General features: G+C 71.8%; 24 protein-coding genes. 9 read left to right on the forward strand and 15 right to left on the reverse strand.

Annotated features, from left to right (window positions below):
• Positions 1-11 precede the first annotated feature (11 nt).
• From trpC to ppk2, 6 genes are all read right to left on the reverse strand, one after another.
• Positions 12-821, reverse strand: a complete 810-nt coding sequence (gene trpC, locus ACW9TB_RS07530) for an indole-3-glycerol phosphate synthase TrpC (protein ID WP_472747205.1) — start codon at positions 819-821, stop codon at positions 12-14.
• A gap of 169 nt (positions 822-990) precedes the next feature.
• A complete protein-coding gene (locus ACW9TB_RS07535) occupies positions 991-1,410 on the reverse strand; it encodes a DUF2752 domain-containing protein (protein ID WP_472747206.1) in 420 nt (139 codons plus the stop codon).
• Between the two features lie 231 nt (positions 1,411-1,641).
• On the reverse strand, positions 1,642-2,073 hold the full coding sequence (locus tag ACW9TB_RS07540) for a DUF4190 domain-containing protein (RefSeq protein WP_472747207.1): 432 nt from the start codon (positions 2,071-2,073) through the stop codon (positions 1,642-1,644).
• A 323-nt stretch (positions 2,074-2,396) separates the two neighbouring features.
• Positions 2,397-3,044, reverse strand: a complete 648-nt coding sequence (locus ACW9TB_RS07545; RefSeq protein WP_472747208.1) for a Trp biosynthesis-associated membrane protein — start codon at positions 3,042-3,044, stop codon at positions 2,397-2,399.
• Complete coding sequence (gene hisI / locus ACW9TB_RS07550; RefSeq protein ID WP_472747209.1) at positions 3,041-3,388, reverse strand: phosphoribosyl-AMP cyclohydrolase; 348 nt, start codon at positions 3,386-3,388, stop codon at positions 3,041-3,043. The genes ACW9TB_RS07545 and hisI overlap by 4 nt, the downstream gene beginning before the upstream one ends.
• A gap of 249 nt (positions 3,389-3,637) precedes the next feature.
• Positions 3,638-4,594 carry a polyphosphate kinase 2 gene (gene ppk2 / locus ACW9TB_RS07555; RefSeq protein ID WP_472747210.1) on the reverse strand — a complete coding sequence of 319 codons (957 nt, stop codon included), beginning with the start codon at positions 4,592-4,594 and terminating at the stop codon, positions 3,638-3,640.
• Positions 4,595-4,902: 308 nt separating this feature from the next.
• On the opposite strand from ppk2, the gene ACW9TB_RS07560 reads away from it, so the two are divergent.
• The 4 genes from ACW9TB_RS07560 to ACW9TB_RS07575 all read left to right on the forward strand — a co-directional run bounded on the left by ACW9TB_RS07560 (position 4,903) and on the right by ACW9TB_RS07575 (position 8,322).
• On the forward strand, positions 4,903-5,958 hold the full coding sequence (locus ACW9TB_RS07560) for an amino acid ABC transporter permease (RefSeq protein WP_472747211.1): 1,056 nt from the start codon (positions 4,903-4,905) through the stop codon (positions 5,956-5,958).
• Positions 5,955-6,719: an amino acid ABC transporter ATP-binding protein gene (locus tag ACW9TB_RS07565; RefSeq protein WP_472747212.1), complete on the forward strand. Its 765-nt coding sequence runs from the start codon at positions 5,955-5,957 to the stop codon at positions 6,717-6,719. The genes ACW9TB_RS07560 and ACW9TB_RS07565 overlap by 4 nt, the downstream gene beginning before the upstream one ends.
• 47 nt (positions 6,720-6,766) lie before the next feature.
• Positions 6,767-7,762, forward strand: coding sequence for an ABC transporter substrate-binding protein (locus ACW9TB_RS07570; protein WP_472747213.1), 996 nt, complete (start codon positions 6,767-6,769; stop codon positions 7,760-7,762).
• A gap of 116 nt (positions 7,763-7,878) precedes the next feature.
• Entirely contained in the window at positions 7,879-8,322 is a 444-nt protein-coding gene (locus ACW9TB_RS07575; protein ID WP_472747214.1) for a GNAT family N-acetyltransferase, read from the forward strand.
• A gap of 5 nt (positions 8,323-8,327) precedes the next feature.
• Here the strand turns inward: ACW9TB_RS07575 and ACW9TB_RS07580 are convergent, their stop codons facing one another.
• Both ACW9TB_RS07580 and ACW9TB_RS07585 read right to left on the reverse strand, forming a co-directional pair.
• Positions 8,328-10,106, reverse strand: coding sequence for an ABC transporter ATP-binding protein (locus tag ACW9TB_RS07580; RefSeq protein WP_472747215.1), 1,779 nt, complete (start codon positions 10,104-10,106; stop codon positions 8,328-8,330).
• A 49-nt stretch (positions 10,107-10,155) separates the two neighbouring features.
• Entirely contained in the window at positions 10,156-11,958 is a 1,803-nt protein-coding gene (locus ACW9TB_RS07585; protein WP_472747578.1) for an ABC transporter ATP-binding protein, read from the reverse strand.
• Between the two features lie 151 nt (positions 11,959-12,109).
• Here ACW9TB_RS07585 and ACW9TB_RS07590 point away from each other — a divergent pair, with 151 nt between their 5' ends.
• Positions 12,110-12,739: a TIGR03085 family metal-binding protein gene (locus ACW9TB_RS07590; RefSeq protein ID WP_472747216.1), complete on the forward strand. Its 630-nt coding sequence runs from the start codon at positions 12,110-12,112 to the stop codon at positions 12,737-12,739.
• A gap of 58 nt (positions 12,740-12,797) precedes the next feature.
• On the opposite strand, the gene ACW9TB_RS07595 is transcribed toward ACW9TB_RS07590, so the two are convergent.
• From ACW9TB_RS07595 to ACW9TB_RS07620, 6 genes are all read right to left on the reverse strand, one after another.
• Complete coding sequence (locus tag ACW9TB_RS07595; RefSeq protein WP_472747217.1) at positions 12,798-13,607, reverse strand: DUF1295 domain-containing protein; 810 nt, start codon at positions 13,605-13,607, stop codon at positions 12,798-12,800.
• Complete coding sequence (locus ACW9TB_RS07600) at positions 13,600-15,150, reverse strand: class I SAM-dependent methyltransferase (protein ID WP_472747218.1); 1,551 nt, start codon at positions 15,148-15,150, stop codon at positions 13,600-13,602. The genes ACW9TB_RS07595 and ACW9TB_RS07600 overlap by 8 nt, the downstream gene beginning before the upstream one ends.
• The gene (locus ACW9TB_RS07605) at positions 15,147-16,373 is read right to left on the reverse strand and encodes a class I SAM-dependent methyltransferase (protein ID WP_472747219.1); all 1,227 of its coding nucleotides are present in this window, start codon (positions 16,371-16,373) and stop codon (positions 15,147-15,149) included. Before ACW9TB_RS07605 ends, ACW9TB_RS07600 begins: the two co-directional genes overlap by 4 nt.
• The gene (locus tag ACW9TB_RS07610; protein WP_472747220.1) at positions 16,370-16,993 is read right to left on the reverse strand and encodes a DUF1365 domain-containing protein; all 624 of its coding nucleotides are present in this window, start codon (positions 16,991-16,993) and stop codon (positions 16,370-16,372) included. Before ACW9TB_RS07610 ends, ACW9TB_RS07605 begins: the two co-directional genes overlap by 4 nt.
• A 179-nt stretch (positions 16,994-17,172) precedes the next feature.
• On the reverse strand, positions 17,173-18,432 hold the full coding sequence (locus ACW9TB_RS07615) for an NAD(P)/FAD-dependent oxidoreductase (RefSeq protein ID WP_472747221.1): 1,260 nt from the start codon (positions 18,430-18,432) through the stop codon (positions 17,173-17,175).
• 51 nt (positions 18,433-18,483) lie between these two features.
• On the reverse strand, positions 18,484-19,302 hold the full coding sequence (locus ACW9TB_RS07620; RefSeq protein ID WP_472747222.1) for an alpha/beta fold hydrolase: 819 nt from the start codon (positions 19,300-19,302) through the stop codon (positions 18,484-18,486).
• Positions 19,303-19,726: 424 nt separating this feature from the next.
• On the opposite strand from ACW9TB_RS07620, the gene ACW9TB_RS07625 reads away from it, so the two are divergent.
• From ACW9TB_RS07625 to ACW9TB_RS07640, 4 genes are all read left to right on the forward strand, one after another.
• On the forward strand, positions 19,727-19,888 hold the full coding sequence (locus ACW9TB_RS07625; protein ID WP_329093223.1) for a hypothetical protein: 162 nt from the start codon (positions 19,727-19,729) through the stop codon (positions 19,886-19,888).
• A gap of 557 nt (positions 19,889-20,445) precedes the next feature.
• Positions 20,446-20,841 (forward strand): hypothetical protein, encoded by a 396-nt coding sequence (locus ACW9TB_RS07630; protein ID WP_472747223.1) that lies wholly within the window; start codon positions 20,446-20,448, stop codon positions 20,839-20,841.
• Between the two features lie 321 nt (positions 20,842-21,162).
• Positions 21,163-22,557, forward strand: a complete 1,395-nt coding sequence (locus ACW9TB_RS07635; RefSeq protein WP_472747224.1) for a glutamine synthetase family protein — start codon at positions 21,163-21,165, stop codon at positions 22,555-22,557.
• 135 nt (positions 22,558-22,692) lie between these two features.
• Complete coding sequence (locus ACW9TB_RS07640) at positions 22,693-22,989, forward strand: hypothetical protein (protein WP_472747225.1); 297 nt, start codon at positions 22,693-22,695, stop codon at positions 22,987-22,989.
• A gap of 79 nt (positions 22,990-23,068) precedes the next feature.
• Here the strand turns inward: ACW9TB_RS07640 and ACW9TB_RS07645 are convergent, their stop codons facing one another.
• Positions 23,069-23,611, reverse strand: coding sequence for a Uma2 family endonuclease (locus ACW9TB_RS07645; RefSeq protein WP_472747226.1), 543 nt, complete (start codon positions 23,609-23,611; stop codon positions 23,069-23,071).
• Positions 23,612-23,674: the final 63 nt, after the last annotated feature.

Raw genomic sequence — 23,674 nt, forward strand, 5'->3', positions numbered from 1 at the left:
GTTGTCACTGCTTACTGCCCCTCGGGTCGGGATGCGGGATGGGCACCGGCGGTGACCAGGTCGACCACGGCGGCCCGCGGGTCCTTGCCGGTCACCAGGCTCTCGCCGACCAGGACGGCGTCGGCGCCCGCCCTGGCGTAGGCGAGCAGGTCGTGGGGGCCGCGCACGCCCGACTCGGCGATCTTGATGATGCCCTCGGGGATCTTGGGAGCCAGCTTGGCGAACACCTCGCGGTCGACCTCAAGGGTCTTGAGGTCCCGCGCGTTGATACCGATGATCTTGGCTCCGGCGGCGAGCGCCCGGTCGAGCTCCTCCTCGGTGTGCACCTCGACCAGCGGGGTCAGCCCGATCGACTCGGCCCGCTCGATGAGCGAGACCAGCGCGTTCTGGTCGAGCGCCGCGACGATCAGCAGCGCCAGGTCGGCACCGTAGGCGCGGGCCTCCCAGAGCTGGTACGAGGTGACGATGAAGTCCTTGCGCAGCACCGGGATGTCGACGACGGCGCGCACGGCGGCCAGGTCGTCGAGGCTGCCGCCGAAGCGGCGCCGCTCGGTGAGCACGCTGATGACGTGCGCGCCGCCCGACTCGTAGTCCCCGGCCAGCGCGGCGGGGTCGGCGATCGCGGCCAGGGCCCCCTTGGACGGGCTGGAGCGCTTGACCTCGGCGATGACCGCCACCTGGTCGCCGCCCAGCGCCGCGTACGCGTCACGGGGGGAAGGTGCCCGCCCGGCCCGCTCCTTGAGCTCGGCCAGCGTCACCCGCTCCTGCCGCTCGGCCAGATCGGCGCGGACTCCTTCGAGGATTTCCTCAAGCACGCTCACTTGCCCTCCTCGCGAAGCTCAGGGGCCGGGTTCGCGAACACCGCCGCATTCGTGGTTCGCTCGCTCCGCTCGCTCACGAGTAAGGCCCCTCCCGGTCGACTGCCCTTGTTCCGCCGATGCTATCGGCCCGGCCGGGGTCGCCCTGCCACGGGGTGAGACCTATCGGTGACTATGGGGCTAGGAAATCCCCAAAAGGAAGATTTCGCACTATCCAAAACGCGACCATCACGGCGAGCGACAACCACACGTAGGCCGGGCGGACGGATTTCCCAATAAATCCGCCCCCCGACCAGGCACGCAGCGTCCACCGGCCCCAGAGCAGGACCAGCACCGGGATCATGAGCACGACGAGCGGATTGAGCCCCAGGGCCGTCACGGGATCCCCGTGGACGAGCGCGTACACCGTCCGCAGGCCGCCGCAGCCGGGACAGTAGAGGCCGGTGAGCAGGAGGAACGGGCAGGTCGGATAGTGGCCGGGCTCGTTGGGGTCCACCGCCCCCACGAACGCGACCGCCGCGCCCGCCGCCAGCGCGGCCCCGAGCGGCGCCAGCACGGCCACCGCGCGCGAACCCGCGATCTTCCCCGTCACCACGGCCCGTCAGCACCCTTCACCGGTGGCCAGCCCTCACCGGCCACCCTACTCACGCCACCCCGCGCCACCGGCGCGAACCTCCGCCCGCCCCGGGCCGGGCGCGTGCCCTGCGGGTAAGGGGCCGTGGCGGGTACGGGACTTTGCCGGGACCGGCGGACAGGGGACTGTACCGGGCACGCCATCGTGGCGAGATCGGGGCCGGTCGCGGACCGGGCGCCCGTCCCCGCGTCAGGCGCCCAGGGAGGCGCTGCCGACGATGGCGCCGATCGCGACCAGCCAGACCAGCAGCGCCAGCCAGCACAGGATGCCGAAGTAGGACAGGACCAGGCCCGCGATGGCCATGCCCCGCCCCTCCTCGCCCGTCCGCTTGATCTGTCCCAGCGAGATGTGGCCGAGCACCGCGCCCACGATCGAGGTGAGACCGCAGAGGAACAGCCCGGCGATGCCCATGATCAGCGCGGCGATGGCCATGCCGTTGTTGCCCCGCTGTGGCGGGCCGTAGCCACCGTAGGGGTCGTAGCCGCCACCGGGCGGGCCGTACCCTCCGGAGCTGTACCCTCCGGAGCCGTAGCCGCCGGACGAACCGTAGCCACCCGGGGAGCCGTAGCCGCCGCCCCCTGGGGGCTGGCCATAGCCACCCGACTGATCGCCATAGCTCATGAATGACCCCCAATTATCCGAGTTGCGGGCGAAATCCTAGCGAAAACGCTCCAGAAAGGAGGGGATCCGTTCACGCTTGTAAGCGCGTTGTGAGCAACTCGTAGCCGGGGGCACACGACCTCACCGCCCGGACGGCGAGATCGCGAGACGCGAACCACGGGGACCGTGGAAGCGTGAGGATCCGCACCGGGTGCCCGGAGGCGGCCCTCGCGAGGGGCCGGGTAGCCAGGAGCCGGTGCCCGCGGGAGCGCGGGCCGGGCGTCGAGGGTCGGCGCTCGCGGGGTCCGGGGTAGGCCCCGCTGCCGGGCCTTGGGTGACGAGGGTCAGCGCTCGCGGGGGTCCGGGCCGACCGTCGGGTCGGTGCCCTCGTCGATGGCGTCCCACAGGGCCCGCTCGCTGGGGGCGCTCTCGGCGGGAGCGGGACGGCCCGCGTCACCGGGAGCGGTGCCCTGCCGGTCGTACCGGCCGGACATGCCCGGCCAGCGCCCGCCGCGCAGGATCACCGCCACTCCCCCGGCCAGCAGCAGAAGCCCCCCGGCGGAGGCGACGACCGGCCAGGCGACGGCCGCCACGACCTGAGGCGTGGCGCCCGCGGACATCGGCGCCCGCTCGGCGGAGATCCGCAGCGCGGCGTTCGCGCCGCTCCCCCACCAGGATCCGACGATCATCCCGGCCCCGCCGAGCGCCATCACCGCTCCGACGAGCCCGCGCCACACGCCTCCCGTCGCGAGGACGGCGACCACCGCGGCGAGCGTCGCCCAGGCGGCGGGACCGAGCGCGGGGACCAGTTCCGCGGCGGAGACCGCCACCTCGCGGGTGCCGTACGTCACGGTGAACCAGTCGCGCCCCGAGGCGAGGAGCACGAGCGCGGCGCCCGCGACGCACACCGCCAGCCAGGTCCACAGCTCCCGCCTGGCTCTCACACTCGGGTCGCCGTCGGTCGTCACGCCCGGGTCGCCGTCGGCCGTCACGCCCGGGTCACCGTCAGCTCGTCGGCGTCGAAGCACGTCCGGTCGCCGGTGTGGCAGGCGGCGCCCACCTGGTCGACCCTGAGCAGGACGGTGTCGCCGTCACAGTCGAGCGCGGCGGACTTGACGTGCTGGACGTGACCGGAGGTGTCGCCCTTCACCCAGTAGGCCCCGCGGCTGCGCGACCAGTAGGTGGCCCTGCCGGTGGTGAGCGTGCGGTGCAGCGCCTCGTCGTCCATCCAGGCGAGCATGAGCACCTCGCCGGTGTCGTACTGCTGGACGACGGCGGGGACCAGCCCGTCGGCGGTGCGCTTCAGCCGGGCCGCGATGGCGGGGTCAAGGGACATGTGGCAATTGTGCCGCAACCGGGGGGAGGGGTGGCGTCCGGCATGGCCTCGTGGGCGGGCCGGGGATTCCGTGAGACGGGCAGGTCAGAGATCCTGCGAAGCGAGCGGGCCCGGGGTCCTCCGAGGCGGGCAGGCCGGGGGTCCGGTGAAGGATGCTTTGAGGTGGGCGGGCCGGGGGTCCCTTGGGGATCGATCCGGGCCCCCGGCGGTGGCCTGACGTGGGGCCGTTGCGGCCGGTGTTCCGTCGTCTCAGCGGGTGCGGTCGTCGTCGAGCACGTCGACGGCGTGGACGACGATCTTGGGGTCGGGGGAGCCGACGATCTCGTGGTCCTTGTTCTCGTACTCGAACAGGCTCAGGACGTGGCGCATGGCCTCGATCCTGGCGCGCTTCTTGTCATTGCTCTTGATCACCGTCCACGGGGCCTCCTCCGTGTCGGTGTTGACGAACATGTCCTCCTTGGCGGCGGTGTAGTCCTCCCACTTGTCGAGCGACTCCAGGTCCATCGGCGACAGCTTCCACTGCCGTACCGGGTCGACCTGGCGGATCACGAACCGGGTGCGCTGCTCGGAGCTGGAGACCGAGAACCAGAACTTCACCAGGTGGATGCCGTCACGGACGAGCATGCGCTCGAACTCCGGGGCCTGCTCCAGGAACTCCAGATACTCCTCGGGGGTGCAGAAGCGCATCACCCGCTCGACCCCGGCGCGGTTGTACCAGGAGCGGTCGAAGAAGACCATCTCCCCGGCGGCGGGCAGGTGGGAGATATAGCGCTGGAAGTACCACTGGGTGCTCTCGCGCTCGCTCGGCTTCTCCAGCGCCACCACGTTCGCGCCCCTGGGGTTGAGGTGCTCCATGAACCGCTTGATCGTGCCGCCCTTGCCCGCGGCGTCGCGTCCCTCGAAGAGGATGACCAGGCGCCCCCCGGTGTCCTTGATCCAGTACTGGAGCTTGAGCAGCTCGATCTGGAGCAGCCGCTTGAGGCGGTCGTACTCCGCCCGCTCCATCCGCTTGTCGTAGGGATACTTCTCCCGCCAGGTGTCGACCGGACTGCCGTCCTGGCGGATCAGGACGGGGTCGTCGTCGTCATCGTCGTTGACCCTCAGGTCGGACAGCTCGTCGAGCAGGTCGCTGCGGTCTATGGCCGCGTGGACGTCCACCACGGGGAACTGGCTGCCCGAAGGCTCCCCGCCAACCAACTCTGCCATCGGTTCCTTCCCTAGGGCGGGCGTGGGGCCCGCCTCCGCCCTGCCTCTACCTCGCCCCGAACAGGCTAACCCTTCCCGAACGTCCCTGTTTTCCGGGCTCGACCAAAAACCTACTAAACCAGTAGGTCTTGACGGGATTGTGAACGTGTGTTGAAGTGATGCCGTGCGCCCAGAGCTCCACCCGGTGGCGAGCGGACCCCTCGCCCGCCCCTTCCCGTGTCGCCGCTGACCCTCCGACGATCCGTCCGCGAAGCACGCCCCGCGCCGCCCCCCTGCCCCGGTACAGACCAGCCAGAAAGGCCTCAACCATGCCCGTCGAACTCTCAGGCGCCGACGGCGGTGACACCCACGATCCCCTCGCCGCCCTCGCGAAGGCACCGCCCCCGGTGACAGGCGGCCGGGAACGCGCGCACCGGGGACACACGTGGAGCCGGGCCCGGCTCGTCTCCGCGTCGCCCCCCGGCGGGCCCCGCGTGATCCTGGCCGCCACTCCCCCCTCGGACGGGACCCCCGGCGGCCCGGACGGCGCGGAGGCCGGTGATCCCCCGCCGAGGGTGGTCACCACCCGCCACCCCGGGCGGTGGGTGGCGGCCCTGGGGGTCGCGGTACTGCTGGCCATGGCGGTCAGCGCGCTGGTCACCAACCCGGCCTGGGAGTGGGAGGTGGTCGGGGAGTATCTGTTCGCGCCCTCCGTGCTGCGCTCGGTCGTGTTCACCCTGGAGCTGACCGCGCTGGGAATCGTCTTCGGCTTCCTGCTCGGCACGGTCCTGGCGCTCATGCGGCTGTCGGGGAATCCGCTGCTCAACTCGGTCGCCTGGGGCTACATCGCCCTGTTCCGCTCCATACCGCTGATCCTGCAGCTGCTGTTCTGGTACAACCTGGCCCTGCTGTATCCGAGGATCTCCTTCGGCGTGCCGTTCGGCCCGGCGTTCTTCGACATCGGGACGATGGACCTGATCGGCCCGGTCACCGCCGCCGCGCTCGGCCTGGCCCTGCACCAGGCCGCCTACGCCGCGGAGATCGTCCGGGCCGGGCTGCTCTCGGTGGACCACGGCCAGCGGGAGGCCGCCGCCGCGCTGGGCATCCCCCGGACCAGGCAGCTGTTCCGGATCGTCCTGCCGCAGGCCATGCGGTCGATCGTGCCGACCGCCGGAAACGAGATCATCGGCCTGGTCAAGGGCACCTCGGTCGTCTACATCATGGCCCTGCCCGAGCTCTTCTACCAGGTCCAGGTGATCTTCAACCGCAACGGCAGGGTCATCGCCCTCCTCTTGGTGGCGACCATCTGGTATCTCGTCATGACCTCCGTGATGTCCGTCGCGCAGCACTACATCGAGCGGCACTACGGGAAGGGCCGGGCATGAGCGCCGCGATGGTCGAGCTGCGGGGCGTGCACAAGAGCTTCGGGTCGCTGGAGGTGCTGCGCGGGGTGGACCTGCGGATCGCCCCGGGCGAGGTCACGGTGATCCTGGGCCCCTCGGGGTCGGGGAAGTCCACGCTTCTCCGTACCGTGAACCACCTGGAGAAGGTGGACAGCGGGTCGGTCAGCGTCGACGGCGAGCTGGTCGGCTACCGCAGGTCCGGCGACAGGCTGTACGAGCTGCCCGAACGCGAGATCCTCCGCCAGCGGACCAAGATCGGTTTCGTCTTCCAGAACTTCAACCTCTTCCCGCACCTGACCGTGCACCAGAACGTCACCGAGGCGCCCCTGTCGGCCCAGCGCAGGCCGAGGGCGGAGGTGGACGCGCTGGCGGCCCGGCTGCTGGAGCGGGTCGGGCTCTCCGACAAGGCGCACTCCTACCCCCGCAAGCTCTCCGGCGGCCAGCAGCAGCGGGTGGCCATCGCCCGCGCCCTGGCCCTGGAGCCCAAGGTCATCCTCTTCGACGAGCCGACGTCCGCGCTGGACCCGGAGCTCGTCGGCGAGGTGCTCGACGTGGTGAAGGGCCTCGCCGGGAGCGGCACCACCATGATCGTCGTCACCCACGAGGTCGGCTTCGCCCGCGAGGCCGCCGACACCGTGGTCTTCATGGACGAGGGCCGGATCGTCGAGCGGGGCACCCCCGCCGAGGTGCTGGACGCCCCCCGGCACGAGCGCACCCGCCTCTTCCTCAGCAAGGTCCTCTGACCTCCCGCACAGCCCAGTCCCACCACCCGATCCCAGCAAGGACCGACATGTCGTTCATATCGAGGCTCGCCCCCGCCGTCGCCGCCCTGCCTCTCCTCCTCGCCGCCGCCTGCGGCACCGGAACCTCAGCCGGTACGACGGACAAGGCGGCCGCCGCCCCGGCCGCGGCCCCGTCGGGAACCGGCGGAATAAAGATCAACACCTCGCCCGAGCAGAACCGCGTCCGCGCCGACAAGGTGGAGGCGATCGCCGCCAAGGTCCCCGAGGGGATCCGGTCCAAGGGCGCGCTGACCGCCGGATTCAACGGCGAGGGCGCACCGCCCCTGGTGTTCCTGGCCGACGACGACACCACCCTGGTCGGCGTGGAGACCGACCTCGCCCACCTGATCGCCGACGTGCTGGGCCTGCCCCTGAAGGAGGAGAACACCTCCTGGGAGAACCTGTTCCTCGCGGTCAAGTCCGGCAAGTACGACCTAGTGCTCAACAACGTCACGGTGACGGAGGAGCGCAAGGACATCTACGACTTCGCCACCTACCGGGTGGACCAGCTCGCCTGGCAGGTGGGTAAGGACAGCGCGATCGCCAAGATCGAGAAGCCCGCCGACATCGCCGGGCTGAACGTCTCCGTCGGATCCGGCACCAACCAGGAGAAGATCCTGCTGGAGTGGGACGCGCAGAACCAGAAGGCCGGGCTCAAGGCCGCGAACATCCAGTACTACCAGAAGTACGGCGACGTCCTGCTCGCGCTGAAGTCCGGCCGCGTCCAGGCCTACCTGGGCCCGAACCCGCCCATCGCCTACCAGGTCGCGGTGGGCGGCGACAGCAAAATCGTCGGGACGCTCTCGGGCGGCGGGTCGGCCGAGGGCCTGATCGCGGTGATGACCCTGAAGGGCAACGGCCTGGTCCAGCCGGTCAACGAGGCGATCAACACCCTCATCGAGAACGGCAAGTACGCCGAGGTGCTCAGGCGCTGGGGCCTGGACAACGAGGCGCTGCCCACCTCGAAGATCAACCCGCCCGGCCTGCCGAGGCAGCCGAAGTGACGATCGACTCCGCGCGGCCCGCCGCCCCGGGCACCGAACGTCCCCTTCGCCCGGCGTCGTCCACATACCCGAACCACGCTCCACCGGCACCGGGCGGGTCCTTCGAGGTGCGGTACGTGGCCGTCCGCAACCCCGGGGTCGCACCGCTCCTGGAGGACCTGCACGCCGAGTACACCGGCCGGTACGGTCCCAACGACGAGATCAGCCGCTATCCCGACGAGCGGTTCACCCCGGAGCACGGGGGCGCGTTCCTCATTCTCGTCGAGCGCGGGCGGACCGTCGCCGGGGGCGCGTTCTTCCGTCACGACGAGGAGACCGCCGAGTTCAAGCGGATCTGGACCCATCCGGACCACCGGAGGCGGGGCCTGGGGGTCGCCGTCGTCCAGGAGCTGGAGCGGGAGGCCGCGCGGCAGGGCTACCGCAGGGTCTATCTGACCACGGGCCCCCGGCAGCCGGAGGCCGCCGGGCTGTATCTCTCGACCGGGTACACCCCGCTCTACGACCTGGGGGCCGACCCCGAGACGGTCGGCCCCCACCCCTTCGAGAAGACCATCGGATGATCCCGCTAGGAGCGGGCGGCCGAGACCCAGGAGGCGTGCAGGTCCGCGTAAACGCCGGGCTCGCGTACCAGCTCGGCGTGCGGGCCGCGCTGCACGATCCGGCCCCGGTCGAAGACGAGCACCTCGTCCGCCGCCTCGGCGGTGGAGAGCCGGTGCGCGATGGAGACGGCGGTGCGGCCCCGCGTGGCGCCCTCCAGGGCGCGGGCCAGCCGTACCTCCGTCGCCGGGTCCACCGCGGAGGTGGCCTCGTCCAGCAGCAGCAGGTCGGGATCGGCCAGGTAGGCGCGGGCGAGCGCGACGAGCTGGCGCTCGCCCGCCGACAGCGACTCGCCGCGCTGGCCGACCCTGGTCGACAGGTCGGCGGGCAGCCCCTCCAGCCAGTCGGTGAGCCCCAGCTCGGTCATGGCCAGCCGGATCTCCGCCTCGGTCGCCGAGGGGCGGCCGAAACCGATGTTCTCCGCCAGGGTGCCGTCGAACAGGAACCCGTCCTGCGGCACCATGACGATGCGGCGGCGCAGCGAGGAGAACCGGATGTCCCGCAGGTCGTGGCCGTCGACCGTGATCCGCCCGGAGACCGGGTCCATCAGGCGGGTGAGCAGCTTGGCGAAGGTCGTCTTGCCCGACCCCGTCTCCCCCACCACCGCGATCCGCGAGCGCGGCGGGATGTCCACCGAGACCTCGTGCAGCACCGGCACCCCGCCGGGATAGGAGAATCCCACGTCCTCGAAGGACACCGAGATGGGGCCGCGCGGCAGCTCGACGCCCTCCTCGCCCGGGTCGGCGACGTCGGCGGGGGTGTCGAGCACGCCGAGGACGCGCCGCCACCCGGCCACCGCGTTCTGCGCCTCGTTGAGCACCTCGGTGGCGACCTGCAACGGCGAGACGAACAGCGTGATGAGGAACAGGAAGGCGACCAGCCGCCCCTGGCTGATGTCGCCCGCCAGCCCGAGCCGCACCCCGACCAGCACCACGGCGGCCAGGGCCACGGCGGCGACGATCTCGGTCAGCGGGAACACGGTCGCGACGATCCGCTGGGTGCGGGTCTGCGCCGCCATGTTGGCGTCGATCGCGACGTCGAGCCGCTCGGCCGTACGGGCCTCGGAGCCGTGGGCCCTGATCACGGCGGCGCCCACGACCGACTCGCTGACGGCCGAGAGCATGTCGCCGGTGCGCTCGCGGACCCGCGTGTAGGCGCCCGACAGCCAGCGCTGGAAGCGTGGCAGCACGACCATGAGCGGCAGGAAGCACAGCCACACCATCAGGGCGAGCTGCCAGGAGTAGACGAACATCAGGCCGGTGGCGACCAGGAGCTGCCCCAGGGCGATGATGATCATCAACCCGCCCCACTGCATGAACACGCTGATCTGGTCGACGTCGCCGGTGACCCGCGAGACGAGGGCGCCGCGCCGCTCGGTGTTCTGGGTGAGCACCGACAGGTCGTGCACGTGCCGGAAGCCGCGCACCCTGAGAGTGGCGAGGGAGGACTCGGTGGCCCGGTAGAGGCGGACGTTCATCAGGTACGCGCACAACGCGGTGAGCACCACGGCGGCGGCGCACAGCAGCACGGCGGTGCGGATGTAGGCCACGTCGGGGGCCCCGTCCCCGAGCCCCGTGTCGATGGTCTGCTGGACGGCGATCGGCACGATGATCTTGCCGACGGTGGCCAGCACGGCCAGCGCGAGTGTCCCGGCCAGCCCCTTGCGGAACTCCGGGGTGAGCGACAGGCCGTGTCTGACAGTGGCCAGTCCCGAGCGTTCGATCCCCTGGAACGCGCTCACCGGCACCGTCCTCCCAGCGGGCCGTGGCCCCGCTCGCCCGGCCGGATGTGCTTCCTCACGCGCTGACCTCTTTTTCTCGTTCCGCGGCGAGCGCCTCGCGCTCGGCGCCCTGGCGTTCGTAGGCGGTGACCAGGTTGCGGTAGCCCTCGCATCGGGCGAGCAGCTCCGCGTGGCCGCCCCGGTCGACGACCCGGCCGTGGTCGAGGTAGACGACCTCGTCGGCCAGGGCGATGGTGGCCATCCGGTAGGCGATGACGACCACGGTGGAGGCCTGGGCCGCGTCCCGCAGCCCGTACAGGATCCTGGCCTCGACCTGCGGGTCGACACTGGAGGTGGCGTCGTCCAGGACGAGCAGCCGGGGGCGGCGCACCAGCGCGCGGGCCAGGGCGATCCGCTGGCGCTGGCCGCCCGACAGGCTGGTGCCGCGCTCGCCGACCCGGGTGTCCAGCCCCGAGGGCAGGGCGCTGACGAACCCCTCGGCCTGCGCCAGGCGCAGCGCCGCCCAGACGTCCTCGTCGCCGACCGGCAGGCCGAGGGTGACGTTGCCGCGTACGGTGTCGTCGAACAGGAACGTCTGCTGCGGCACCAGCGCCACCGCGTCGCTGACGCCGTTCCCCGCGATGTCGCGCAGGTCCGTGCCGTCCACGAGCACGACGCCCTCCGCCGGGTCGACCAGGCGGACGAGGGTCTGGGCGAGGGTCGACTTGCCCGAGCCGGTGGGGCCGACCAGGGCGACCGTGCGCCCGGACCCGACCTCCAGGTTCACGTCGCGCAGGACGGGGAACTCGCCGTCGCCGTACGCGTAGCCGAGGCCGCGGACCTCCAGCCTGGCGGGTTCGGTGCCGGACAGCTCGACGGCGCCGTGCTCCATGGAGCCGGTGGCGTCGAGCACGGCCCGGATCCGCTCGTAGCCGACGACGGCCCGGGGCAGCTCGGCGAGCACCCAGCCCAGCGCGCGGATCGGGAAGGCCAGCAGGGTGAACAGGTAGGCGACCTGGACGAGCACGCCGGAGCCGATCGCGCCGCTCTCCAGCCGCATCGCGCCGATCAGCAGCACGGCGAGCACGCCCAGGGTGGGCAGCGCCTCCAGGATCGGGTCGAACAGGCCGCGGACCCGGCCCACGGCGATGTTGGCGTCGCGCAGCTCGTTGGCCTTGGCCAGGAACCTGGCGGTCTCCTCGTCCTCGCGGCCCAGGGTCTTGACGACGAGGGCGCCGTCGAAGCTCTCGTGGGCGATCTCGCTGACCTCGGCGCGCAACTGCTGGGCGCGGGTGGACAGCGGGTTCAGTCTGCGCTGGTAGATCAGGTTGAGCACGGCGATCGCGGGAAAGACGAGGAACCCGACGAGGGCGAGGATCGGATCGGTGATCACCATTGCGACGGCGGCGGTGACCAGCATCACGACCACGCCGACCGCCATCGGCAGCGGGGCGAGCGGCGCCCAGGCGGCCTCCACGTCGGATCCGGCGTTGGACAGCAGCTGCCCGGTCGGGTGCCGGTGGTGCCAGGCCAGGGGGAGCCTCAGATACTGGCGGGTGACGTCGCGGCGGGAGCTGGCCTGCATCCGATACTGCATGACCCCGGCGAAATACCGCCGCCCGGCCACGCCCAGCGCCTTGAGCAGGGACGCCCCGAGGATGAGGAGCGCGCCGAGGGTGAGGGTGCCCGTCGTGATCTGCCCGTTCCTGAAGGCCGGGAGCACGACGTGGTCGGTGGCCCAGCCCAGCGCCCACGCCGAGGCGACGGTCATCACGCCGTACAGGGCGCTGGACAGCACCGCGGCGGAGAAGATCGGCTTCTCCGCCCGGATGGCCACCCCGAGAACCCCCAGTCCCCTGCGCATGACTGCGGTGGTCATCTTGCTCGCCACGCGGGGATGTCCTTTCGACAGGGAACGGTGTTACCTAAGTCCCTATCACTGTGGATCAAGCGGTTATTCCCGAACCACCTTCGGTAGTGTCACGCCTACCGCTCTGGTTGCCCGTACAACGACGTCGTGAGGATCACAGATGAACTACGCCCGCGCCGAACGCGCCGCGCTCAGCGACCTGTTCGCCCAGCTCGGCCCGGATGCCCCCACGCTCTGCGAGGGCTGGACCACCTTCGACCTCGCCGCCCACCTCGTCGTCCGCGAGCGCCGCCCCGACGCCGCCGGAGGCATCATCCTCAAGCCCCTGGCCGGGCACACCGCCAGGGTGCAGGAGTCCGTGAAGAGCAGGAAGGGGTACGCGGGCCTCGTCGGGCTCGTACGTTCCGGCCCCTCGGGGGTCTACCGCCTTCCCGGCCTGGACGAGGCGGCCAACACGACGGAGTTCTTCGTCCACCACGAGGACGTGCGGCGGGCACAGCGGGTCTGGGAGCCCCGGGAGCTGCCCGCCGACCTGGAGGAGAGGTTCTGGAAGCAGGTCCACCGCGGCGCCCGGCTGTTCCTGCGCCGCTCCCCCGTCCGGGTCGTCCTGCACCGCGTCGGCGGCGGCGTCGCCCTCGGCGGTCCCAAGGAGGGCCCGCGGGTCGAGGTGACGGGCACGGCCGGGGAGCTGCTGCTGTTCTGCTTCGGCCGCCAGTCCCACGCCAAGGTCGACGTGAACGGCGACGAGGAGACCGTGGCCAGGCTGATGGACGCCTCCCTGGGCGTCTGAGCGCTCCTCCGGGGAGCGGCCGGGCCCGCCCCGACCTCCGCTCGCGACACGACGCCCCCTACGCGCCGTCCGTCCCGCGCGGGGCCCTGGGCGGGAGCGGCAGGAAACCGCTGGTGCGGCGGACGTAGTCGGCGTAGCCGGGGCGGGACCTCGACAGCTGCGCCTCCAGCAGCGGCTTGCCGGTCTTGCCCGCCAGGAAGTACGTCATGAGCAGCGGGGAGAGCACGGTCAGCACCCCCGGCCACTGGTCGGCGGCGACCAGGAACAGGCCCCACCACACGCAGGCGTCGCCGAAGTAGTTGGGATGACGGGTGTAGCGCCACAGCCCCGTGTCCAGCACCTTCCCCTTGTTTCCGGGGTCGGCCCTGAACCGGGCGAGCTGCCGGTCGCCGACCGCCTCGAACAGGAATCCCACCAGCCAGAGGGCGGCCCCCGCCCAGGCGACCCAGCCCGGCGGCTCCGTACCGAGCACGGCCACCTGGACGGGGAGGGAGACGAACAGCAGGACGGCCCCCTGGGTGAGGTAGACGACACGGACGGCGTACAGGGTCCGGTTGCCGGTGGCGCGGCCGAGCATCCGCTCGTAGCGGGGGTCCTCGCCCTCCCCGGCGTTGCGCCGCCCGATGTGCACGGCCAGCCGGATCCCCCAGATCGCGGTGAGCGTCAGGGCCAGCGCCCCGCGGACGGGATCCCCGTCGGACAGCAGGTAGGACACCAGGGCGACGAGCGCGAACCCGAGCCCCCAGGCCACGTCGATCACCGAGTGGCGTCCCACCCGCAGCGCCACGGCCAGGGTCAGCGCCAGCAGCACGGCGAGGGCGGCGGCCGAGCCGAGCAGGGACCAGCCGAGAGCGGAGAGGTCAAACATCCCGCACCCCCGACCGCCCGGCCGAACCGGACACGGGACCGGACGCGGGGTGAGGCACGCCGGACGCCGGACCGGACACGGGGTGAGGCGCGGAACCGGACGCGGGGTGAGGCCCGGATCCAGACACCGGACCGGACGCCAGGCCCGACACGACGTGAGACGCGGAACCGGATACCAAACCGGACACGGGGCGAGACGAGGAACCGGACGCCGGACCGGACGCGGAGTGAGACACGCTGGACGCCGGACCGGACACAGGGTGAGACGCGCCGGACGCCGGGCCTGAGGGCGCCGGAAGCTCCCGGCCGCCCCCGGGGTCGGCGGGTCTCCTCAGCAGGATCTGGTGGACGTCCATCCTGCCCTGCTCGAAGGCGAGGGCCCCGCCGACCAGGTACAGCCGCCAGACCCGGGTCATCTCCTCGCCGACCATCGCGACGGCCTCGGCGTGGCGGGACTCGAAGGTCCGGTACCACTCGTTCACGGTCGTGACGTAGTGCCCGCCCATCGCCTCGGCGTGCTCGAACACCAGCCCCGACGCCTCCAGCGACCCGATCGTCGCCCCGACCGGGCGCATGTGCATGTCGGGGGCGATGTACGTCTCGATGAACGGCCCGCCGCCCGGGTGGCCCGCGCCGCGCGACATCTGCTGGACCAGCACCCGGCCGCCGGGCCTCACCAGCCGGTGCAGGGCGGCGGCGTAGACCGGGTAGTTGTCCCGGCCGACGTGCTCGCCCATCTCGATCGAGCCGATCGCGTCGTAGAGGCCGTCCTCGACGTCGCGGTAGTCGCGCAGCAGGACGGTCACGTCCAGCCCCTTGGACCGCGACTCGACGAACGCCTTCTGCTCCTTCGACAGCGTGATCCCGGTGGCCGACACCCCGTACTCGCGGGCGGCGTGCAGGATCAGCGAGCCCCAGCCGCAGCCCACGTCGAGCAGGCGCATCCCGGGCCGCAGGCGCAGCTTGCGGCAGACCATGTCGAGCTTGCGGCGCTGGGCGGCGGCGAGGGTGTCGCCCGGCTCGAAGTACGCCGAGGAGTAGGCCATCGACTCGTCCAGGATCAGCGAGTAGAAGTCGTTGGACAGGTCGTAGTGGTGCGAGATCGCCGCCCGGTCCCTGCTCCGGGTGTGCGCCCTGCCGCCGAGCCTGGCCTCGGTGGCGGGCGGCGGCAGCGGGCGGCCGAGCGCGCCGCGCACCCCCGCCAGCGCCCGTGCCGCGCGCAACGGGGAAACCCTCACCCCAGCCGTACGGGCCGTATGGGCCGTGGCCCAGACCCGGCGCAGCCCGTCGGCCAGGTCGCCCTCCACGTCCAGATCACCGGTCACGTACGCCCTGGCCAGGCCGAGCTCTCCGGGGCTCCACAGCAGGCGGCGCAGCGCGCGGGGCGAGCGCAGCAGGACGGCGGGGGCGTCCGGCGGCCCGTACGCGCCGCCGTCCCAGGTGCGCAGCCGCACCGGCGGCTCCCCGCCGAACAGGCCGCGCAGCAGCGGCGCGAGCACCGCCGCGGCGCCGGTGGCCGAGGGTGTGGGTGCGGTGACGGTCATGCTTCCCTCCCAAGGGTGAACTGCCAGACGTCCAGGTAGCGCGAGCGGAACCCCGCCTCCGAGTAGGCGAGATAGAGCGTCCACATCCGGTGGAAGACCTCGTCGAAGCCGAGCGCGCCGATGGCGTGGACGCGTTCCAGGTAGCGTTCCCGCCACAGCCGGAGCGTCTCGGCGTAGTCCTCCCGCAGCGAGAACCGGTCCACGACGCGCAGGGCCCCGAGGTTCTCCTCGACCGCCCGCACCGAGGGCAGCATCCCGCCGGGGAAGATGTACTTCTGCACCCAGGTGTGGGTGTCGAGGGTGGCCAGCATCCGGTCGTGCGGCATGGTGATCGCCTGGATCGCGATCCTGCCTCCGGGGGCGAGAAGCTCCTCCAGGGTACGGAAGTAGACGGGCCAGTAGCGCGCGCCGACCGCCTCGATCATCTCGACGCTGACGATCGCGTCGTAGCTGCCGCCCACCTCGCGGTAGTCGGCCAGCAGGATCTCCACCCGGTCCGACAGCCCCGCGCCCGCGGCCCGCGCGGTGGCCAGCTCCCACTGCTCCTGCGACAGCGTGACGGTGGTGACGGCCGCGCCGCGCGAGGCCGCCCGCAGCGCGAGCTCGCCCCAGCCGGTACCGATCTCCAGCAGCCGGGTGCCCGGCCCCACCCGCGCCCGGTCCAGCAGCCGGTCGATCTTGGCCCGCTGGGCGTCCGCGAGCGTCCCCCACGAGGCGGGCCCCTCGAACAGGGCCGCGGAGTACGTCATGGTCTCGTCGAGGAACTCGGCGAACAGCTCGTTGGACAGGTCGTAGTGGCGGTGGACGTTGCGCCGGGTGTCCTCCTCCGCGCCCAGCTCGTCGCCGGGCATCCTGCGCACGGCCAGCCGCCGCAGCCGCTGCAACGCGGGCGGGACGAGCGTGGTCAGCCGCTCGGCCATCACGGTGAGCACCGCGACCAGGTCGTCGGCCTCCTCGGCCTCCCAGTCACCCGCCATGTACGCCTCACCGAAGCCGATCAGCCCCGAGGCGCCGATCCTGCGGTAGAAGTCGCCGGGGCGGCGTACCCGCATCACCGGGCCGCCGGTGCCGAGCCGCTCCCCGCCGGGCAGCTCGACCGTGAGGGGCAGCCGCCGTACGGCGCGCAGGAAGAGCCGCCGGGCGAGGGCGCCGCGCAGGCGCGAGGCGGGAACGGCGGAGACGTCTGGCCAGAGCGCGGGGGCGCGCCCGGTCGTCGTGGTCATCTGGGTCCTCCGGGGGGAATGATCTTCAGGCCGCGCAGGTACAGGGAGACGCCCTGGCGGCGGATCCTGGCGCTGCCCGCCAGGGGGGCCATCGGGTGCCTCGCGGCCAGGCGGTAGAGCCAGGCCCCGGTCGCCGGGCGGCGGCGCCCGCGCACCCCGGCCACGAAGGGCGGCTGCCCGTCGCGGTGCAGGACGACGCTGAGCGCGAGCCGCTCACCGGGCTCGGGGAGGCTGAGCCGGTAGCGGCCGTCCACGCCGTTGAACGGCGAGACGCGGAACTCCTTGGCCACCTCGCGCTCACCGGGGCGCAGCAGGTAGCGGTGGCGCCCGCCGTAGGTGTTGTGCACCTCGGCGACCACGGCCACACCGTCGGCGGTGTCGCACCAGTAGACGGTCAGCGGGTTGAACACGTGGCCGAGCACCCGGGCGTGGGTGAGCATCCTGACGCGGCCCGCGGTGATCCCGTGCCCGGCGAGGAAGGCGTCGACGTTCTGCCTGATGCTCAGCGCGGGGTCGCCCGCGTGGTCCCGTGCGCGGAACGCGGCCAGCCACCGGTCGCGCGGCATCCGGTCCAGGTCGACCAGCCACATGTAGGAGCCGTAGGCGAACTCGTTGCGCACCGGCGCCGACCGGACATGAGTGATCACACACTCGTACAACGCGCTCTCGGGCGTCTCGGGCGCGCTCTCCGGCGGTGTGTGCTTGGGTGTCTCGGGCGGTGTGCGCCTGGACGTCTCGGGCGTCTCGGGTGGTGTGCGCTCGGGCGTCTTGGACGTCTTAGGTGCCTCGGGCGGTGTGCTCACCAGCGTGCCCCGAGCGCCTCGGCCGCGCGTACGCCCGAGCGGCATCCGTCCTCGTGGAAGCCCCAGCCGTGGTACGCCCCCGCGTAGGCGACCACGTCCCCGCTGAGGCCGGGGAGCCGCTCCTGGGCGGCGACCGACTCGGGGGTGTAGACCGGGTGCTCGTAGACCATCCGGGCGATCACGTGCTCGCCGGGGATCTCGGCGCCGAGGGTCACCAGGTGCGGTCCGGGCGCGTCGAGCCGCTGCAGCCGGTTCATGTCGTACGTGACCCGCACCCCGCCCGTGCCCCCCGCGTCCCCGTCGCCCTCGCCGCACGATTCCATCCGGTAGTTCCACGAGGCCCGCGCGCGCCGCGCCCCGGGCAGCACCGAGGGGTCGGTGTGCAGGGTCGCCGGGTTGCGGGAGTAGCGGAACGCGCCGAGGACCTCGCGCTCGTCGGGCGTGGGGTCGGCCAGCAGACGCAGCGCCTGGTCGGGGTGGGTGGCGACCACCGCCGCGTCGAACCGGTGGACGGCGCCGTCGGCGTGGATCTCCACCCCCTCGCCGGTGCGGCGCAGCGCCCGCACCGGGGTGGAGGTGTGCACGGCGGTGAGGGATTTGGCGATCCTCTCGACGTACTCGCGCGAGCCCCCGGTGACCGTACGCCAGCGGAGAGAGCCCGAGACGCCGAGCATGCCGTGGTTGGCCAGGAACGCGAACAGGTAGCGAGCCGGGTAGCGGCCCGCGACGGACGGGGGACACGACCAGACCGCGGACACCAGCGGTGTCGCGAAGTGGGCGACGAAGTACGGGGAGAAGCCCGCGACGAACTCCCCCAGCGTGCGGTCGTCACCGCGCTCCAGCGCCTCGCGGGCCAGCCGGTGGAAGCGCGGCACCTCGGTGAGCATCCTCAGGTACGCGGGGCGGGCCAGGCTGGAGGGCCTGGCGAACAGGCCGGGCGCCTTCCTCCCGCCCGCGTACTCCAGGCCGCAGCCTCCGCACGAGACCGACATGCTCATCTCGGACGGCTGGGTGCGCACGCCCAGCTCGGCGAAGAGCCGGACGAGGTTGGGGTAGGTCCGCTCGTTGTGGACGATGAACCCGCTGTCCACCGCCAGCGTCCGGCCGTCACCGGACGGTACGTCGTGAGTGTGGGCGTGCCCGCCGATCCGGTCGTCGGCCTCGAACACGGTGACGTCGCCGCTCCGCCGCAGCACGTACGCCGAGGTCAGTCCGGCCACCCCGCCGCCGATGACGGCGATCCTGCGCCTTTCCATCAATGTCCTCTCACGTGGGTCTGATCCGCGTACACCGACACCTCGGGGCGTTCAGACCGTCAGGTGGGGCAGCCCGGCGGCGGCTCTCGTGAAGGCGTTCGTCACCGGCCCCGCCTCGGATGGCCGACCAAGCGACAAAAGGGTGAACTCCACCGCGAGCCGGTGCCAGAGCGCGGCCCGGCGGAGCATCGCGTGCCCCTCCCCCGCCACCTCGATCGCGGCCACCCGTGCGCCGGTCGCCGTCGGGGAGACGGGCATCGAGGAAGCGGGCGCCACGGCGTCGGCCGCCCGGGTGTGGGCCGTCCGGGTGTCGTCCGGCCGAGTGTCCGCCCCTGCCGGGAAGGCGGACGTCACGGCGTCGGGCCCCGGTCCCCGTGAGGCGGATCCCCCGGTGTCGTGCGCCCGCGCGGAGCCGCGCCGCGACCGCTCGGCGTAGGCCCAGGTGGCGTGCGGATCGGTGACGGTGTCGCGGTCGCCGTGCGCGAGCAGCACGCGCGTACCGCCGAGGTGCCCGTCCGGCTCGCCCGCGGGCAGCCAGGGCGCCAGCGCCGCGACCGCGACCACCAGGGGGTGCCCCGCCATCCGCAGCGCGGCCCGCGCGCCCATCGAGTGGCCGATGAGCACGGTGGGCACGCCGAGTCCCTCCACGATCTCGTGCAGGTCCGCGACCGGCGAGGCCTCCACACCGTTCCATCCGCGCACCCGGAACCTGGGCCGCGAGACCACGACGTCCAGCCCGCGCACGGCACGGCGTACAGCCCGCTCGAAGGGGATCATCCGCAGGACGGCGAGCTGGGTCGGTGCCGTGGGCTCACGGCCGTGAGCACGCCCGCCATGCAGGACAAGAACAGCACGGGCAAATCGGGTCATAAGGGGCCCCTCGGGTCGGTTCGCCCCTTCATTCGGAACCGCCGGGTGATCGGATGCCCCGAAATACTAAGTTCCCTTAGTTTTTTCCCGCCCGCTCGTTCCCCGCCCGCGAGACCCCGGCGCGGGGCGACACGCCCGGCCGGTCACCCGATCGGCGGTGACCAGCAAAAACAATGTCCAAGATCGGCATACTCTCGGCGCAGGGCTACCCCTACCGGTATACCTGGCAATGAAGATTGGACAGGAGCGCTTCGCGACCGCACGATGGCGGGTGTGACCTATGCCAAACTCGCGACCAGACCATGGCTTGCCACCGTGGGACGGGTATGATCATCAAAATCCGGGAGCCACCCGGGCCGCAGATGCCAAAGATCGATAAAATTCAGGTATATACGGCTGGGATTGGAACTGCCAGGAGGCCCCCATGCAGGTCAAGAAGGTCCTCACCTACCTCGCGGTAGCGTTCGTGGTCTTCTATCTGTTCACCAAGCCCGCCGAGGCGGCGAGCGCGGTCAACGGAGTCTTCGACGGGATCATAAGGGGGGCAGACCAGTTGGCTCTGTTCTTCACCCGAGTGCTCACCTAACCGCCCGGCGGGATCCCCCGCCCCGAGCCGCGTCACCCGCGCTCCCGGCTGATCCACAGGGGAGCGCACACCCCCAGCGTCGAACGCCATGCCGTCGATCCCGCCGATCCCGGAAACGTATCGCGACGATCGCCGGAAGCCCCCGTACCCGCGAGCCAGCCAGCCACGAGGTCACACCCGCGCCCCGCCGCCCGAGGCCGCGCGGCCCCGCGCCGTACAGAGTGGTACGGAAACAGGGTGGTACGAACCCCACCCACGTGACGTGACACGGAGACCACCCGTACGGCGAACGCCCTGACCCGATCTTGGATGACCACGGAAGACATCGCGGCACTCCCTTGATGATCTTTCCGGCACCCTGAGGGGAAGTCCGTTTCTCGTACGGGGGATCGTTCATGCATGGCAGGCAGAGTTTCCCCAGGGTCGGGGCGATCGTCGCCGGGGCAGTCACGTGCGGCGTGCTGGCGACCCCGGGAATCGCCCTCGCGGACCCGGTACCGCCTTCCCCCCAGAGCCCGCCCCCGGCGTCGCCTCCTTCCGTTCGGAACCCGACCCCGATGCCGCCCCCGGCTCAGTCCTCCGTCGCCGGGCGGCCTGCCGCGCTCTCGGCCCATCCGTTCCTCGGTCACTTCGGCGTCGCCGTCGACCGGCCGCTGAAGGGAAAGATCACGCTGGTCAACCCGACCGGCGAGACGCCCGCCTTCAAGGTGATCAACCCCACGCTCCTGCCCGCCGGGATCACGCTCGACGCCGACGGCCTGCTCGGCGGCACCTCCCGGGTGCCCGGCACCTGGACGATCCCGGTCGAGGGATGTGTTCCCTCCGGTGGTTGCACCACCGGCACGGTGACGATCACCGTCACCTGCCGGTGCGCCGAACCGCTCCCCCCGCCTCCCGCCCTTTCGAGTACGCCCTGCTCCGACGGTGACACGAGCGAAGTGGTCACCGCGTAACCTTCCCGGACCGCCTCGTAACCTCGCGATTTCCCTCATCACCACGTAACCGCCTGACCTTCCCGGGCCACCGCGTAACCTCCTCGGGCCACCCCGTGACCTCGCGACCTCCCGCATCAGCACGTAACCGCGAGCCGGAACCCCGTGACCCCCTCAGGTCATCAGGTCACCGCGTAACCGCGAGCCAGAACCCCACGATCTTCCCAGGCCACCCCGTGACCTCCTCGGGGCACCGCGTAACCGCGAGCCGGAACCCCGTGACCCCCGGGGCGGGCGTCCCCGGTGCTTCCCCTCCCTCCGAGGACGTGTTACGCAGGAGACATGGGAGATCGCCAGGCCGTGACCGGCCCGTACACGCTCGACGCGGCGGCGCTGCGCGCCGTCGAACGCGCCGACACCGAGGGCGTCGAGCTGGTCCGCGTCCTGTACGCCGACCACGGCGGCGTGATCAGGGGCAAGGCCACCTCCCGCTCCCGGCTGGCGGAGCGGCTCCACACCGGCATCGGGCACACCGTGGGCATGATGGCGATGAACATGCTCGACGAGCTCCAGGACGTCGAGGGCCTCGGCCCGGTCGGGGAGGTCCGCCTCGTCCCCGATCCCGCGACGTTCGTCCACCTGCCCTACGCTCCCGGCGCCGCGGCCATGCTGGCGGACCTGCGCCAGGTCGACGGCTCCCCCTGGCCCGTCTGCCCGCGTACCTTCCTGCGCGAGGCCGTCGCCGCCCTCGCCGCCGAGGGGCACGCCCTCGTCGCCGCCTACGAGCCCGAGTTCACCCTCGGCCGCCGCGAGCCCGACCCCGCGGGCGGCCTGGACCGCCTCGTCCCCGCCGACGACAGCCTGTGTTACTCCACCGTCGGCTTCAACCAGCTCCACGACTACACGATGGCCCTGGTCCGGGCCCTGGAGAGCCAGGGGCTGCGGCCCGAGCACTACCACCCAGAACTCGGCCACGGCCAGCACGAGCTGTCGATCCACCACGCTCCCGCCCTCCGGGCCGCCGACAACCACGTGATCTACCGCGAGACGGTCAGGGGTGTCGCCGCCCGCATGTCGATGTGGGCCTCCCTCGCCCCCAAGCCTCTCGCCGACCAGCCGGGCAACGGCGCCCACCTCCACCTCTCCCTCTGGGATCCGGAGCTCGGGACCAACGCCTTCGGCGACCCCACGGATCGCTACGGCATGTCGGCCACGGCCTATCGCTTCATCGGCGGCCTGGTCGCCCACCTCCCGGCACTCACCGCGCTGACCTGCGGCTCGGTGAACAGCTTCCGGCGCCTGACACCGAGGTCGTGGTCGAGCGCGTACGCCTGTTACGGCATGGACAACCGCGAGGCGGCGGTGCGGATCTGCTCGCCCACGGGACGCGACGCAGCGGCGTCCGCCAACCTGGAGCTCAAGCCCTCCGACTCCTCGGCCAACCCCTACCTGTCGCTGGGCGCCGTCATCCACGCGGGCCTGGACGGCATCCGCCGAGACCTCGACCCCGGCGACCCCGTCAACGTCGACCCCGCGACCCTCCCCTCCGGGCGCGTCCCCCGCCTCCCGGCCTCCCTGGACGAGGCCCTGGACGCCCTGGAGGCCGACGACGTCCTCATGGGCGCCCTCGGGCCTCTCCGCGCCGCCGCCTACCTGGCCGTCAAACGCTCCGAGGCCCGGTCCTTCGCCGCCCAGGACGCCGCCTACGAACTGTTCCACCACTTCCGGGTTTTCTAGGTCCTGATATCGCCGCATGCCGCGACACGTCCGGGAGGCGCGACAAAGACCAGAACCGGGACAGTCCTGGCGCTCACCCTCCTGCTCGGCGGATGCGGCCTCGGAGACGGGCGGGACGCGTCTCCGGCTCCGTACGTGACACCGTCGGCTCTGCTCCCCGAACCGTCACCGTCCCCCCGGCCCGCGTCGCTGCGGTCGCAGGCGATCCGCCGCTCCGGACCGGCCACGGACCCGAACGGCGGGAAACCGCGCCCCCAGGAACGCCTGGCACACCCCCGGACGGCCGCCGACTACGACGGCGACGGCCGGGACGAACTACTCCCGACCTGGTCCCCCACCGGCCACGTCCCGGAATGGGGCTCGGCCCTGTCCCTGTGGTGGGCGACGGACGGCGACCGCGACAAGAGCACCTTCGGCAGCGGCGGCTGGTAGGGCAGGACACCCGACGACCACCGGAGCCGCGCGGGCGGGAGCCGAGGAACGAATCCCGGGCCCGGCGAAACCATCGCCGCTACAGGGCGGCCGGGTAGCTCTCCGTATCGATCGTCAGCAGCACCGGCTCCGGCAGCGTGAACGGCTTGCCGAAGGGGCTCACGTTCTCGCAGGTATAGCGGTTGACATCGGGCTCGCTGAACACCCTGATGGTCCCGCACTCACGATCGACTATCACGTAAACGGGGATCCCCATCGAGGCGTACGCCTCCGGCTTGTCGCCGTAGTCCTCGGAGCGGGTGTTCTTCGACACGACCTCGATGACCGCCGCCACGATCTCCTTGCGGACGGGGTTCTCGTCGTCGCTGAGGCTTCCGGCAGGGATGATCACGATGTCAGGCTGCGGTCCCCGATGGTCACCCGGGGTCCCGACCCCCATGTCCGGCAGGGCCCACCAGGCGTCGGAGGGAATCTGACGGATCGTCTCGCTGACGATCAGATTGTGAAAGGCGGACGCGGACGCCTGCATCACGATCTTCCCGGCGTACCACTCGACCTTGTACCCGTCACGCTCCGCCGCCAGCGCGAGGAGCTCACTGAACGTCCTCGAATCATCTGACATCTCGAAACCCCCTCGCTTCGCCCGCCTCCAATAATGCCAGCGAACGAGACACGGCGCCGCATC

The organism is Streptosporangium sp. H13245 (assembly GCF_055690525.1).

Coding starts and splice junctions, on each gene's coding strand:
- ACW9TB_RS07635 (WP_472747224.1), top strand. CDS start 21,163: ATGGGAGATCGCCAGGCCGTGACCGGCCCGTACACGCTCGACGCGGCG.
- ACW9TB_RS07560 (WP_472747211.1), top strand. CDS start 4,903: ATGCCCGTCGAACTCTCAGGCGCCGACGGCGGTGACACCCACGATCCC.
- ACW9TB_RS07625 (WP_329093223.1), top strand. CDS start 19,727: ATGCAGGTCAAGAAGGTCCTCACCTACCTCGCGGTAGCGTTCGTGGTC.
- ACW9TB_RS07600 (WP_472747218.1), bottom strand. CDS start 15,150: ATGACCGTCACCGCACCCACACCCTCGGCCACCGGCGCCGCGGCGGTG.
- ACW9TB_RS07565 (WP_472747212.1), top strand. CDS start 5,955: ATGAGCGCCGCGATGGTCGAGCTGCGGGGCGTGCACAAGAGCTTCGGG.
- ACW9TB_RS07620 (WP_472747222.1), bottom strand. CDS start 19,302: ATGACCCGATTTGCCCGTGCTGTTCTTGTCCTGCATGGCGGGCGTGCT.
- ACW9TB_RS07570 (WP_472747213.1), top strand. CDS start 6,767: ATGTCGTTCATATCGAGGCTCGCCCCCGCCGTCGCCGCCCTGCCTCTC.
- ACW9TB_RS07615 (WP_472747221.1), bottom strand. CDS start 18,432: ATGGAAAGGCGCAGGATCGCCGTCATCGGCGGCGGGGTGGCCGGACTG.
- ACW9TB_RS07630 (WP_472747223.1), top strand. CDS start 20,446: ATGCCGCCCCCGGCTCAGTCCTCCGTCGCCGGGCGGCCTGCCGCGCTC.
- hisI (WP_472747209.1), bottom strand. CDS start 3,388: ATGTCCCTTGACCCCGCCATCGCGGCCCGGCTGAAGCGCACCGCCGAC.
- ACW9TB_RS07590 (WP_472747216.1), top strand. CDS start 12,110: ATGAACTACGCCCGCGCCGAACGCGCCGCGCTCAGCGACCTGTTCGCC.
- ACW9TB_RS07595 (WP_472747217.1), bottom strand. CDS start 13,607: ATGTTTGACCTCTCCGCTCTCGGCTGGTCCCTGCTCGGCTCGGCCGCC.
- ppk2 (WP_472747210.1), bottom strand. CDS start 4,594: ATGGCAGAGTTGGTTGGCGGGGAGCCTTCGGGCAGCCAGTTCCCCGTG.
- ACW9TB_RS07540 (WP_472747207.1), bottom strand. CDS start 2,073: ATGAGCTATGGCGATCAGTCGGGTGGCTATGGCCAGCCCCCAGGGGGC.
- ACW9TB_RS07645 (WP_472747226.1), bottom strand. CDS start 23,611: ATGTCAGATGATTCGAGGACGTTCAGTGAGCTCCTCGCGCTGGCGGCG.
- ACW9TB_RS07585 (WP_472747578.1), bottom strand. CDS start 11,958: ATGACCACCGCAGTCATGCGCAGGGGACTGGGGGTTCTCGGGGTGGCC.
- ACW9TB_RS07605 (WP_472747219.1), bottom strand. CDS start 16,373: ATGACCACGACGACCGGGCGCGCCCCCGCGCTCTGGCCAGACGTCTCC.